Here is a 12,372-nt window from a genome sequence, read left to right as displayed (position 1 = left end):
TTTTCTTCTGCGAGCAATTATTTTTATCGGAGTTCCCTCAAATTCAAACGCTTTTCGAATTTGATTTTCTAAAAATCGTGCGTATGAAAAATGCATCAGCTCTTCTTCATTAACAAATACTACAAATGTCGGCGGCTTAACCGCAACTTGAGTAGCATAGAAAATCTTCAATCGCTTTCCTTTATCAGTAGGTGTTGGATTGATCGCTACTGCGTCCATGATAATATCATTCAAAACAGAAGAAGGAATTCTTAAATTTTGATTCATGCTGACTTCTTCGATTATTGTTGGAATTTTATTCAATCGTTGTTTCGTCATTGCTGAAACGAATACGATTGGTGCGTAATCCAAATAAGCAAACTCATCACGAATTTCCTCTTCAAATTTCTTCATGGTATTGGTATCCTTTTTGACTAGATCCCATTTATTAACCACGATAATCACACCACGACCAGCTTCATGCGCATAACCAGCAATTCGCTTGTCTTGTTCACGGATTCCTTCTTCGCCGTTTAAAACCACAAGAACAACATCAGAACGATCAATCGCGCGCATTGCACGCATCACGGAATACTTTTCTGTGTTTTCGTAAACTTTTCCACGTTTTCGCATTCCAGCCGTATCGATCATTGTAAATTCTTGACCGTTTTCACCAACAAATTTCGTATCAATTGCATCTCGAGTAGTGCCTTCAATATCTGATACGATTACTCGATCTTCTCCTAAAATAGCATTGATCAATGAAGATTTCCCAACATTTGGTCGACCGATCAAGCTAAACTTAATCGATTGGTCCTCATCGTCTTCATTATCATCAGGGAAATGCTTGACCGCCTCATCCAGCACATCACCAAGCCCTAGTCCATGACTACCGGAAACAGGATAGGGTTCTCCCAAACCTAATGAATAAAATTCATAAATATCATTGCGCATTTCAGGATTATCGACTTTATTTACCATTAGAATAATTGGTTTTTTGCTACGATACAAAATCTTCGCCACTGCTTCATCAGCATCAGTGACCCCTTCTTTTCCGCTTGCTACAAGCAAAATGACATCTGCTTCATCAATCGCGATTTGCGCTTGCTGCTTGATTTGCTCCATAAATGGCTCGTCGCCGATATCAATTCCACCAGTATCAATGATTGAAAACTCATGATCCAACCATTCGCCTTTTGCATAGATTCGATCCCGAGTAACGCCTGGCGTATCTTCTACGATCGAAATACGTTCACCTGCGATTCGATTAAACAATGTTGATTTTCCGACATTCGGACGACCAACGATTGCAATTGTAGGATTTGACATAAATTTACTCCCCGTTCCTATTAATGAATTAAATTTTTTTCAAAAAAAATGAGCCCGATGCTCATAGTATCTATCCTTTTGGTAACTACGTTCGATATTCGTTTGAAAGTAGTTGATCTACTATCACATCCACCAAAAACGTATAATAAAAAACTAGGGTAATTTCAAATTATTTTAATAAATTTCCACAAAATCTATTTTAGATTCAATTACATACCCTTCTACTAATCTTAAAAAAGCAAGAAGTAGAACTAGCGGCTGCATTCTTTTTTCAAATTCTCCTTAGTTTAACCAAGAAAGCTCCTTCTTGCAAGAGAAGGATCCGCTTTCATCTATTAAATAATGATAAAGTTACACTTTGTTGTTCCTATTTTACTCAATGCTTCAGTAAAGCACACCATTTTCTCCAATAAATTTAGACGAAAAAAAAGGCGTGCTTACGCACACCTTTAGATGTATTAATTACTCTTTATCCTCTGAGTCATCACTTAAAGCGTCACCTAAAATATCGCCCATAGTAAAACCAGTGTTTTCTTCAGGTAATTCATAGGATTCCTCTTCAACAGGTTCTGCCTTCGCTTCTTCAGGTTTTTCTTCCAAAGCTTTGATTGAAAGAGCCACACGATGATCTTCAGGATGCACTTCCAAAACTTTCACTTGTACTTGATCACCTTCATGTAAAACTTCATGTGGTGTTGCGATATGTTTATGTGAAATTTGAGAAATGTGAACCAATCCCTCTACGCCAGGGAAGATCTCAACAAATGCTCCGAAGCTAGTCAAGCGTTTCACTGTTCCTTCAAGTACGGAACCTGGTGCCGCTTTTTCTTCAATATCTGTCCAAGGTCCAGGCAGATTTGCTTTAATTGACAATGAGATACGTTCCTTCTCTGGATCAACAGAAAGTACTTGAACTTCTACTTCATCGCCTACATTCAAAACATCTGCTGGTTTCGCCACATGACTATGAGAAATCTCTGACACGTGAACCAATCCGTCAATTCCGCCAAGATCAATGAAAGCACCAAAGTCTGTTAAACGAGCAACTTGGCCTTTGATTACTTGACCTTCATATAGATCAGCTAGAATTTCTTTTTTCTTCTCAGCCTTTTCAGCTTCGACAACTGCTTTATGAGATAGAATCAAACGATTCTCTGAAGGTTCGATTTCAATAATTTTGAATTTTAATGTTTTTCCAGTGTAGACTGAAAAATCATCAACAAAATGATCATCAATCATTGATGCAGGTACAAAACCACGTACACCCACGTCAACAACTAAACCACCTTTGACGCTACTAGTTACCGGTGCTTCGATAATTTTCCCATCTTTGAATTCTTTTTCAATATCTTCCCAAACTTTCTTCGCATCTAAGCGACGTTTAGAAAGGAGATAACTACCATTTTCTTTGTCTTTTCCGATAGAAGAGATAACGACTAAATCAAGAATATCGCCAACCTTGACTTCTTCATTGATATCTTCAACAGGTAATGTTGAAAGTTCTTTGGCAGGAACTACACCTTCTACTCCTGCACCTTCAATACCAACGATAACTTGTTTATCCTCTAAGGCGAGCACCTCACCTTTAACAATATCGCCAACTTGAACTTCATGCACACTTTCCATTGCTGCTTCCATGGAAACATTTTCGTTTTCCATCGAATTTTGTTCTAATTCTGTCATGTCGTTTGTCCTCCTTACCAACAATTCTGCGTAAAATACACTACATGTTCTATTTTAGAATAATCCACATGAAAAATAAAGCGATTTCTTCTTTTTTTCTAAAAATTTGAAAGAAATTCGCTTTATTTATCGATTTTAGCTGAAATTTAGAAACCTTTTGAGTAAATAACCTCTTTAATCTTCGTTACTACCTGTTCAATCGACATTCCAGTCGTATCAACCAATTCTGCATCAGCAGCTTGAACAAGCGGTGAAACCTCACGATGTGAATCCAGATAATCACGTTTTGCGATGGCCTCTTTGATTGCTTCAAAATCCATCTCGATTCCTTTTTCTTGATTTTCTTTGTAGCGACGTTGGGCTCGTTCTTCGACACTTGCTACCAGAAAGATTTTTACTTGCGCTTTTGGTAAGACAGTTGTACCAATATCTCGTCCATCCATCACGACTCCCCCGGCTTCGGCCAATTGACGCTGCGCTTCAACCAGCTCTGCTCGTACTTCCCCATGAGCGGATACTTCCGAAACAGCCGCGGTTACATCTGGCTGTCGAATCGCTTGGGTAATTTCTTCACCATCTGCAAATACTAATTGTCCACGAGCAGATTGCTTGAAGGTAATCGGATATTTTCTTGTCAAATCTACTAAAGCTTTCTCATTCGAAAAAGCTACTTGATGCTTGATTGCTAAAAAAGTAATAGCGCGATACATCGCGCCAGTATCGACATAAATAAAATTAAAGTCGCTGGCTAAGATCTTAGCCACTGTACTCTTTCCTGAAGATGCCGGACCATCGATTGCAATTGAAATTTTTTCCATGTTCTGCCTCTTTTCAATAAATAAGCCGTAATCGCTAGCGATTACGGCAAAGTATTCAAATTATTTAATACGCACTTGTTGACCTGGATCAAAATAGAAATTGCTTCTATCCATTCCATTAAGTCTTAAGAAATCATCTACGCTTAAACCATAGCGCCCAGCGATTTGTTGTGGACCTTCGCCCGATTGAACCGTACCATATTGTGCGTTTGGATCATTCGTTGTGTCTGAAGAAGGTGTTGTTTGCTGTGCGGCTACTGCGGCAGACCGTGATGCTTCTGCTGCTTGAGATTGTGCGGCAGCTTGAGATTCTGCAGCCGCTTGTTGTGCTTGCTGATCTGCAGCTTGTTGTTGCTCTTGTTGATTTGCTTCTGAATCTGTTGTAGCGGTACTTTCTTCAGTGCTGCTTTCTTGGGTGCTTGATTTTTCTGTTGATGAAACCTTAGATACCTGAGTCGTACTCTCAGGAGAGGCCGCTGGTTTATCATTTCCACGAGTAATCCAGAAAAAAGCACCAGCTGGAATCAAAATAAGGGCTAACAATAATGCGACTAGAATCGTCAAGAATTTTGTATTTCCGCCACCTTTGTTACCACCACCACTACGACGAGACTGGCTGCGTGAATAAGTTTCTTCTTCACTATCAGATTCGTAAATATGTTGATCCCACGGTTCGTTGTTCGTATCGTTATAGCGATCTTTTCTACTCAATTTCTCTAACCTCCTAAATGCTATCGCCATGTATTATACCATAGCTCTAAAAAAATATGCGGCAATTTTCAATCTTTCACATCATTTTTAAAAATTTTTTGAAATATCTTTTGCCAATGAAACGATGTTTCAAGCACCAGCTTTTGACTAGTTTTGACTGCTAAATTAGCACCATCATTATCACAACAGTTTGGATTCTTATCAGAAAGCGTCTCATCAAAATAGGACACTAAAAATTCTCGACGACAATTCGTTGTTGAAATATAATCCATCATCTTTTGTAATTGCAGCTTCTTTGTTGTTCCACGTTGACTTAACAAATCTAGCAAGCGTGATTCTTGATTAGGAAAAAACTGCTCCCATTTTTTTATTAACGGATCTTCAAATACCAAATCGTTCATTTTTTGTTTGATTTCAAATAATTTTTTTGATTGATTCGTCTGCTCTTGCAAGAAATGATGGATATACTCATCCCCTTCTTCGTAAAGCAGAATCGCCTGACTAGGTCGGCCGTCTCTGCCCGCACGCCCAACCTCTTGCAGGTAATTTTCTGGCGAGTCGGGTAGATCATAATGAATGACGAATCGAATATTGTCTTTGTTAATCCCCATTCCAAATGCATTGGTCGCGATTAGCAGCTGCAAGTCTCCAGCTAAAAACTGCTGCTGCAGCATACGTCTTTCTTGTCCACTGAGCCCTCCGTGATAATAAGCAACAGCATGTTTTTGTTTAAGCGCATGATACAATTCTTCAACTTTTTTTCTTGTAGCACAATAAATAATGCCTGACCCGTTTAACGATTCGACCAGCCCTTGTAATTTTTTATTCTTATCCTCCTGATAAACAAAAAAACTAATATTGGGTCGATCAACAGAATAAACAAACTCTTGTGCTTTATCATCAAATAATAATTGCTGTATATCTTGACGAACCGCTCTAGTTGCTGTAGCGGTCAACGCTAGAATTAAAGATACGCCCACATTCTTTATTCCTTCAGCCAGTTTCAAATATTCTGGTCGAAAATCAATTCCCCACTGAGAAATGCAATGGGCCTCATCAACCACAACAAAAGATAATTTCATTGCCTGTAATGTTTTTTGAACATTAGGTGTCAAAAACATTTCTGGACTCATAAAGATAAACTTATATTTATGTGCTTCGTTTAGGACCCATTGTTTTTCCCAAGATGAGAGTAAACTGTTTAAGGAAACAGCACGCTTTTCGCCTAGACGCTGCAATTGCGCTACCTGATCTTCCATTAAAGAGATTAATGGTGAAATCACAATTACTGTCCCCTCAAGTAAATATCCCGGCAGTTGATAACACAAAGACTTCCCAGTTCCTGTCGGCAGCATTCCCAGCACCGAATTCCCTTTTAAAAGCGTCTCGATGATTTCCTGTTGCCCAGGACGAAATTGATCATAATTAAATTTTGTTTTTAGCAACTCTGTTAGTTCCATTGATTTTCCCTCAAATAATAGATTTGTGACAAACGGAAATTTAAATAGGATACTTCGTAATCTTGATAATGTGCATTTACTACTTTGTTTTCATCCAAAGTAGTAAAATCGATTTTCTCAAATTTTTCAAAAGGAAATTTTTCATCCATTAATGCCCATTCAATAAAGTGATCATTAATAGTACCTTGTTTTAAATGGCGCAATGCTAAAATCTCATCGATTGTCTTTCCTGCTAAAAAGAACTCTTTCGTCTTCAACATGCTTTGATTAATGTTTTGCTGATCCAAATTTGATAATAATCTTGATAGTTCGCCGCCCTGAACACGTGCTAAAAACAAATCAATTACCTTCTGGCGATAAAGCAGATTCCACGGAGATTCCTGCCATTTCTCAGGAATCAGCTGAAAGGCGGTTTTACCTTGAAAACCAAAGCCAGAAAATTGGTTTACTAAAAAGTCTGCTTCCTCTTGTGCCAAAGTTTGAAAAATAATTACTAATTCTTGTTGAAACTTCTCCAACAGATTAGTTTCTGAGTGTGCCAACCAATTTTTTATTTGCTGCAGATAGTAGGGCCTATTTTCGATTGGAAGATAGTTTTTTTCATTAAAAGATAAATTACTGACAACTTGCACTGCAAATAAGACCAGCTGCCACGAATTCTCTCGCATCCGGCCGTAACGTAGATTATTTAAGCCAGTTAAGCCAAAAGTCTCCTTCGATAATACTTTTTTCCCTTTTGATGTTAGCTCTCCAAAGCCTTCTTCAACTAAAATCAATTGAAGATCAATCAATCGCTGTAGCTCTTTTTGAAACATTTCTTCCTTCAAATTTGGCAACGCACCTAAAAAAGCCAAATTTTTGTAAAAAAAACCATGAAGTAAAACGGAACTAGTCCTCTTGCCTACTAATAAATGATATAAGGTAGAGGTTCTTAACTTGTAGCCCGTCTGAAATAACGTTAAAATAAAAAATGTCATAGTAAAATCTCCTGTGGAAGGTGAAAAAATGAAATGCGAAATCATTCCTGAGCGTTGTATCGCTTGTGGTTTATGCCAAACGATCGCGCCAGAAATTTTTGATTATACAGATGATGGCCTCGTACTTTTTGTGGGTGAGCCTGATGCGACACACGAATTTATTCCTGAAGATCAACAAGCAGCCGTTGTTCAATCTGCCAAGCGCTGTCCTTCTCATGCCATCTTATATCAGAAATCATCATAACACACATCTGCAAAAAAAATCTCAGACGTTTTGTCTGAGATTTTTGACTTACCAAATTATACTGAATGATGCTGTGAAGTCAGTGTCTTTTTTGTTAACCAAGGCAATAATTTTGCATGTAATACTAAGAACACCGAACTGACGACTATTCCTTTAAGTATATTAAACGGAACGATTCCTACTAATATATAGCGGCCTAATCCCATTCCTAACATCTGACCAGCGGAAAGTCCAAAGGCTTTTAAGTAAAGCGGTGTGATCACAAAATAATTTGCAATGCTCATAAACAATGTCATCGCTAGAATGCCTAATCCAAGACCCAATACTCTTCTTGAAGTGGTCTTTTTTCTAAACATCAAGAAAATCGGTAATGTATATAAAGTTGATGCAAAGAAGCTGGCAAAATCCCCAATCATGTTATCAAAGGAAAAACCGCTCATGGTTAAATGGAGCAATGAACGAATAAATGCAGTTGCAATCCCTGTTAACGGTCCAAAGATAAACATGTTTATTAAGACCGGAATATCGCTAAAATCTAGCTTTAAAAAAGGAAACATTGGAACAATCGGAAAAGCAATAAATTGTAAAATTAATCCCATTGCTGCTGCCACTGCTACTGCTGTCATTTTTTGTAACTTTAAGTTCTTCATATGAAATCCTCCGTTTCGGAATCATCTTCATCGAACTATTTGAGTGTTGCTTCACCGCAAAAAAAAACTCTATGCTTCAGAAAAAGCATAGAGTTACTTGAATACAGACTCACCCAAATAAGCTCTATCTTCTTTATCCAGACTGTACTGTCGGTATCGGAATTACACCGATTCGGCTGCTTGCGCAGTTCGCGGACTATTACCGCCGGTCGGGATTTTCACCCTGCCCCTGAAGACGAACCTTAAATTATTTTTTATTGTAAATTCACTATAACAATTTTACTATCAAAAAACAAGTAAATGACTTTGACTATCTTGATTGGTTTAACAGCGTATTGATTTCTTTTGTGCTTAAACGACGATATTCACCTGGCCGCAAGCCTTGTAAGGTCAGATCGCCATAGCGTTCTCGCTTTAATTTTTGAACAGGAAAACCAACTGCTGCCAACATATTTTTAACTTGATGATTTCGGCCTTCATGGATTGTTAACTCCACAATACTCGTTTCAGACTTCTTATCAGTCGAAAGGATTTCAAACCGGGCAGGTGCTGTCTTCTTTCCTTCGATACGAATCCCCTTTGTTAAAGGAAAAAGATTCCTTTTTTCTGCATAGCCTTTCACCTTCGCCACATAAACCTTATCAATTTGATGCTTAGGATGAGCTAATCGTTGTGAAAAATCTCCATCATTGGTTAAAAGTAAAATACCAGATGTATCATAATCTAATCGTCCGACTGGGTAAATCCTTTCAGGTACAGCCGAAAAATAATCTGTCACGACTTTTCGATTTTTGTCATCGGCCACAGCGGAGATAACTCCACGAGGTTTATAAAATAAATAATACACCGGCTCCTCTTGATAAATCGGCACACCATCGACCTCGACAATATCTTTCTTGCCTACCTTTGTTCCTAACTCCTTAACAACTTCGCCATTTACTTTCACCCGTCCACCAGTAATATATTCCTCGGCTTTACGACGCGATGCAATCCCTGCATGGGCAATAACCTTTTGTAATCTTTCCATTATTGTTCATCCTCTTCTTTAAAACGGTCATAAAACAAGTCCAAAGGCTCATCCTCATCCGCTAAATCTTCTTCCATCTTTTGGACATCCGGTAGTTCTTCCATGTCTTTCAGCCCAAAATAATCCATGAAGTAATCGCTTGTTCCATACAAAATCGCCCGTCCTGGACCATCTACGCGTCCTTTATCCTCAATTAATTGCCGTGCCACCAGCGTTTGCACTGCACCGCTGGATTGAACACCACGAAGCTCATCAATTTCTGATCGCGTCACAGGCTGCTTATAGGCAATAATTGAGAGTGTCTCCAAAGCTGCCTGACTCAGACGATTAGCCATTGGGGACCGAGCAAATTCTTTTAACAATGGAGCAAATTCTTTTTTTGTACTTAACACAAAGTGATTGCCCACTTCTAAAAGAGTAAGCGCAGAAGCTTCATTATTCTCATAAGAATCTTTTAGATCAATAATATTCTGATATATTTCCGGCATGGGTCTTTTTAAAGTGAAGGCCATTTCCTCTAAACTGATTCCTTCTTCTCCCACCACAAAAAGCATCGCTTCAATTTGACTTAATTGATTCATACAACGGCTCCTTTAAATATCAAGATTGGTGCATATGTTTCTTCCTGAGTTGCCGAAGCTTGCCCCTTTTTCATTAATTCCAAAAGAGCCATGAAGGTCGTAATCATTTCATCTTTCGTATATTGCACAAAAAAAGACTCTAATGGCAAGCCCTCAGACTCAGATAATTTTGCCAGTCGTTGACCAATTTCATTTACTTTTTGATCAACAGTGATTGTCTCAGTAGTAACTGTTGTTTCAATCGGTTTATTTCTTTTTTTACGTTGCAATACGTCATGTAGTGCTAAAAAAAGATCGATCGTATTTAATTGATTTTTTGGTAATGGTAAAATTTCGTCTTCATATTCAGAAAGATCCATCGGAGCTTTGGTATAAAACAAGCTTCTTTCTTGTTCTTTCTCAGATAAGACAGAAGCCGCATATTTGTACTTGCGATACTCCAAAAGCTGTTGAACCAAGGCTTCCCGAGGGTCTTCACCTTCTTCATCATCACAATCAAATTCTAGCTCTGGCTTTGGCAACAGCATTTGACTCTTAATTGACATAAGGGTTGCTGCCATAACTAAGTACTCCCCAGCCACCTCTAATTCTAAGGTTTTCATGGCGTGAATAAAATTCATATATTGCTCTGTCACTTCTGCAATTGGAATATCATAAATATCGATCTCCAATTGTTGGATTAAATGCAGCAGAAGATCAAGCGGACCCTCAAAAACGTCTAATTTTAAACTAATTGTTTCCATCTTATCCTCGCTTATGTTCTTGCCATTTTGCTAAAAAGGCGGAGGTAGCAGGTGTTCCAATAATTTTTTGATTTGGATACATCGCTTGCAACTCATCCATCATAGTAATGCTAATCCCTTCTCCTCGATAAGAAGGGTTCAAACTGATATCGTGAAGTACAATTTCCTGATCCTCTAACTGACTCACACCGACTACACCTTGTACGTTGTCAGAATTGTCATCATAGTAGCAATACAGTTGGTAACGATCATCGCCTTCATATGTATCGATTTCTTTTAGTAAATGTTGTTGATCTTTTAAACTTTCATGAAAACTTAAAAGCCCCATCGCAATTTTTCGCTGATTTTTTCGATATTGAGTAAGCATTCTTTCTCCTCCTGTTAAGCACGCGGAAAAAACTCTTTATACACTTCGGTCATTCGCCGTTTAGTGATATGAGTATAAATCTGTGTTGTAGATATATCAGCATGACCTAGAAGTTCTTGAACCGTTCGCAAATCCGCTCCGTTTTCAAGTAAATGTGTCGCAAAACTATGCCGCAAAGTATGAGGTGTAACATCCTTCATGATCTCTGCTTTGATAACATATTGTTTCAGATTCTTCCATATACCTTGTCGGCTCAGTCCGTGACCATGATTATTAACGAATAAAAATGTTTCATTTGGTGTCTTTTTAGTTAATATGGGCCTAACTTCTGCCAGATAACGTTCTAGCCAATGAATCGCATAATCTCCTAATGGAACGATCCGCTCTTTATCACCCTTACCGACAGTTTGCAAGAGCCCCATTTCCAAATGGATATCCCCAAGTCTTAGTCCAATAAGTTCACTTACCCTTAGTCCAGTGGCATACATCACTTCCAAAATTGCACGATCACGAATTCCTAAATCAGTCGTGGTATCTGGCGTAGCAATCAAACGCTCTACTTCTGCTAATGAAAGTGTTTGGGGAAGCTTTTGGGCCTTCTTTGGACTATCAATATGCTGCATTGGATCGTGGTCCGTGTAACGTTCTTGGCGTAAAAATTGATGAAAACGACGCAAACTAGAAATCATTCGCGTAATCGTAGTAGATGCTTTACCGGCTTCAGTTAAATTTGTCAAAAAAGACACAACCATATAACGATCAACCGCCTGCCATTCGGACACACCTTGATCAGTCAAAAAGGACAAGTATTGCTGCAAGTCCCTTTGGTAACTGATACGTGTATTTTCTGAAAGACCACGTTCAATCGATAAGTAATGTAAATATTCCGTTATTTGTTCATCCATGTTTTCACCACTTTCGCTTTATCATAACAAAAAGTCCCTTGAAATGATAGCACGTATCTTTGCAAGGGACTATATAAATTAATTATAACTTAATCCAATTTAGCTAAAAAATTTACGCATCTTTCTTCTCTTGGCAACTCTGACAAATACCATGAAAAGTCAAACGATGGTCTTTTACTAAAAAGTGATAACGTGATTCTACTACTCGTTCCACATCGCCTAAAAGATCTTCTTCAATTTCTTCGATATTCCCACATTCGAGGCACAAAAGGTGATGATGAAAATGCTCGGCACCTTCTTTTCGTAGATCATAACGCGCCAATCCATCATCAAAACTAATCTTATTGACGATGTGCAGTTCGGTTAAAATTTCTAAAGTACGATACACAGTTGCTAAGCCGATTTCAGGGCTTTTCTTTTTCACTAAAAAATAAATTTCTTCGGCTGATAAATGGTCTTTTTCATTTTCCAATAAAACGAGAACGGTTGCTTCACGCTGGGGCGTCAACTTGAATCCAGAATCATGAAGTTGCTTTTTTGTTTTTTGTAAGGCTAGGATTGCGTTCAAGAGAACCCTCCTCTATCTATTTTATAATAATTATAAACAAGCAGCGAAAACTCTACTGTTTTTCTTAGAATTATTATAGTTTATCACCTTTATTTATGCAAGGACATTCTCAATTAGCTTTTTAAACGAATCTCACCTTCAGTTTGTTCAATCAACTTCTCTTTCAATAAGTGACCAATCGCACGCTTAAATTGACCTTTGCTGATGCCGAATGCTTCTTTGATTTCTTCAGGAGCAGACTTATCCCAATAAGGTAATTTATGGTCCGTATTTCTTTCCAACATTGTTAAAATCATTGCAGCATCATCACTGATCATTTCATGACTGCGA

Annotated in this window: 14 protein-coding genes, 1 pseudogene and 1 riboswitch; of the genes and pseudogenes, 1 reads left to right on the top strand and 14 read right to left on the bottom strand. The window is 38.2% G+C overall.

Going from position 1 to position 12,372, the window contains the following annotated elements:
• From der to A5875_RS03735, 6 genes are all read right to left on the bottom strand, one after another.
• Window positions 1–1,308: ribosome biogenesis GTPase Der (gene der, locus A5875_RS03760; RefSeq protein ID WP_088932370.1), on the bottom strand; the 1,308-nt coding region annotated here is incomplete at its 3' end.
• Window positions 1,309–1,770: 462 nt separating this feature from the next.
• On the bottom strand, window positions 1,771–2,991 hold the full coding sequence (gene rpsA, locus A5875_RS03755; protein ID WP_088932369.1) for a 30S ribosomal protein S1: 1,221 nt from the start codon (window positions 2,989–2,991) through the stop codon (window positions 1,771–1,773).
• Between the two features lie 146 nt (window positions 2,992–3,137).
• Window positions 3,138–3,809 carry a (d)CMP kinase gene (cmk, locus tag A5875_RS03750; RefSeq protein WP_088932368.1) on the bottom strand — a complete coding sequence of 224 codons (672 nt, stop codon included), beginning with the start codon at window positions 3,807–3,809 and terminating at the stop codon, window positions 3,138–3,140.
• A 60-nt stretch (window positions 3,810–3,869) separates the two neighbouring features.
• Window positions 3,870–4,520, bottom strand: a complete 651-nt coding sequence (locus tag A5875_RS03745; RefSeq protein WP_088932367.1) for a LysM peptidoglycan-binding domain-containing protein — start codon at window positions 4,518–4,520, stop codon at window positions 3,870–3,872.
• Window positions 4,521–4,588: 68 nt separating this feature from the next.
• Entirely contained in the window at window positions 4,589–5,980 is a 1,392-nt protein-coding gene (locus tag A5875_RS03740; RefSeq protein ID WP_088932366.1) for a RecQ family ATP-dependent DNA helicase, read from the bottom strand.
• A complete protein-coding gene (locus A5875_RS03735) occupies window positions 5,971–6,957 on the bottom strand; it encodes a helix-turn-helix domain-containing protein (protein WP_088932365.1) in 987 nt (328 codons plus the stop codon). Before A5875_RS03735 ends, A5875_RS03740 begins: the two co-directional genes overlap by 10 nt.
• Window positions 6,958–6,985: 28 nt before the next feature.
• Between A5875_RS03735 and A5875_RS03730 the strand changes: the two genes are divergently transcribed.
• Window positions 6,986–7,201 carry a ferredoxin gene (locus A5875_RS03730; RefSeq protein WP_088932364.1) on the top strand — a complete coding sequence of 72 codons (216 nt, stop codon included), beginning with the start codon at window positions 6,986–6,988 and terminating at the stop codon, window positions 7,199–7,201.
• Window positions 7,202–7,257: 56 nt separating this feature from the next.
• Here the strand turns inward: A5875_RS03730 and A5875_RS03725 are convergent, their stop codons facing one another.
• From A5875_RS03725 to A5875_RS03690, 8 genes and pseudogenes are all read right to left on the bottom strand, one after another.
• Complete coding sequence (locus A5875_RS03725) at window positions 7,258–7,851, bottom strand: ECF transporter S component (protein WP_088932363.1); 594 nt, start codon at window positions 7,849–7,851, stop codon at window positions 7,258–7,260.
• A gap of 122 nt (window positions 7,852–7,973) precedes the next feature.
• A riboswitch (FMN riboswitch) is annotated at window positions 7,974–8,092 on the bottom strand.
• A 69-nt stretch (window positions 8,093–8,161) separates the two neighbouring features.
• Window positions 8,162–8,878: a pseudouridine synthase gene (locus tag A5875_RS03720; protein WP_088932362.1), complete on the bottom strand. Its 717-nt coding sequence runs from the start codon at window positions 8,876–8,878 to the stop codon at window positions 8,162–8,164.
• Complete coding sequence (gene scpB / locus A5875_RS03715) at window positions 8,878–9,459, bottom strand: SMC-Scp complex subunit ScpB (RefSeq protein ID WP_088932361.1); 582 nt, start codon at window positions 9,457–9,459, stop codon at window positions 8,878–8,880. The genes A5875_RS03720 and scpB overlap by 1 nt, the downstream gene beginning before the upstream one ends.
• Window positions 9,456–10,202, bottom strand: coding sequence for a segregation/condensation protein A (locus tag A5875_RS03710; protein ID WP_088932360.1), 747 nt, complete (start codon window positions 10,200–10,202; stop codon window positions 9,456–9,458). The genes scpB and A5875_RS03710 overlap by 4 nt, the downstream gene beginning before the upstream one ends.
• Before the next feature lies 1 nt (window position 10,203).
• The gene (locus A5875_RS03705; protein ID WP_088932359.1) at window positions 10,204–10,569 is read right to left on the bottom strand and encodes a GNAT family N-acetyltransferase; all 366 of its coding nucleotides are present in this window, start codon (window positions 10,567–10,569) and stop codon (window positions 10,204–10,206) included.
• Window positions 10,570–10,583: 14 nt separating this feature from the next.
• A complete protein-coding gene (gene xerD / locus A5875_RS03700; protein ID WP_088932358.1) occupies window positions 10,584–11,474 on the bottom strand; it encodes a site-specific tyrosine recombinase XerD in 891 nt (296 codons plus the stop codon).
• A gap of 112 nt (window positions 11,475–11,586) precedes the next feature.
• A complete protein-coding gene (gene fur / locus A5875_RS03695; RefSeq protein ID WP_010744609.1) occupies window positions 11,587–12,042 on the bottom strand; it encodes a ferric iron uptake transcriptional regulator in 456 nt (151 codons plus the stop codon).
• A gap of 113 nt (window positions 12,043–12,155) precedes the next feature.
• Window positions 12,156–12,372 (bottom strand): annotated as a pseudogene (locus tag A5875_RS03690) (DNA-binding protein); the annotation flags it as partial.

This window comes from Enterococcus sp. 3H8_DIV0648 (genome assembly GCF_002140655.1).
Lineage (GTDB): Bacteria > Bacillota > Bacilli > Lactobacillales > Enterococcaceae > Enterococcus_A > Enterococcus_A hulanensis.
This window is presented reverse-complemented; position numbering and strand designations above follow the sequence as displayed.

Excerpts from the sequence above, each read along its gene's own strand:
- A5875_RS03705 (WP_088932359.1), bottom strand. The coding sequence starts at position 10,569 with ATGCTTACTCAATATCGAAAAAATCAGCGAAAAATTGCGATGGGGCTT.
- A5875_RS03735 (WP_088932365.1), bottom strand. The coding sequence starts at position 6,957 with ATGACATTTTTTATTTTAACGTTATTTCAGACGGGCTACAAGTTAAGA.
- A5875_RS03730 (WP_088932364.1), top strand. The coding sequence starts at position 6,986 with ATGAAATGCGAAATCATTCCTGAGCGTTGTATCGCTTGTGGTTTATGC.
- A5875_RS03725 (WP_088932363.1), bottom strand. The coding sequence starts at position 7,851 with ATGAAGAACTTAAAGTTACAAAAAATGACAGCAGTAGCAGTGGCAGCA.
- xerD (WP_088932358.1), bottom strand. The coding sequence starts at position 11,474 with ATGGATGAACAAATAACGGAATATTTACATTACTTATCGATTGAACGT.
- A5875_RS03710 (WP_088932360.1), bottom strand. The coding sequence starts at position 10,202 with ATGGAAACAATTAGTTTAAAATTAGACGTTTTTGAGGGTCCGCTTGAT.
- rpsA (WP_088932369.1), bottom strand. The coding sequence starts at position 2,991 with ATGACAGAATTAGAACAAAATTCGATGGAAAACGAAAATGTTTCCATG.
- cmk (WP_088932368.1), bottom strand. The coding sequence starts at position 3,809 with ATGGAAAAAATTTCAATTGCAATCGATGGTCCGGCATCTTCAGGAAAG.
- scpB (WP_088932361.1), bottom strand. The coding sequence starts at position 9,459 with ATGAATCAATTAAGTCAAATTGAAGCGATGCTTTTTGTGGTGGGAGAA.
- A5875_RS03720 (WP_088932362.1), bottom strand. The coding sequence starts at position 8,878 with ATGGAAAGATTACAAAAGGTTATTGCCCATGCAGGGATTGCATCGCGT.
- A5875_RS03740 (WP_088932366.1), bottom strand. The coding sequence starts at position 5,980 with ATGGAACTAACAGAGTTGCTAAAAACAAAATTTAATTATGATCAATTT.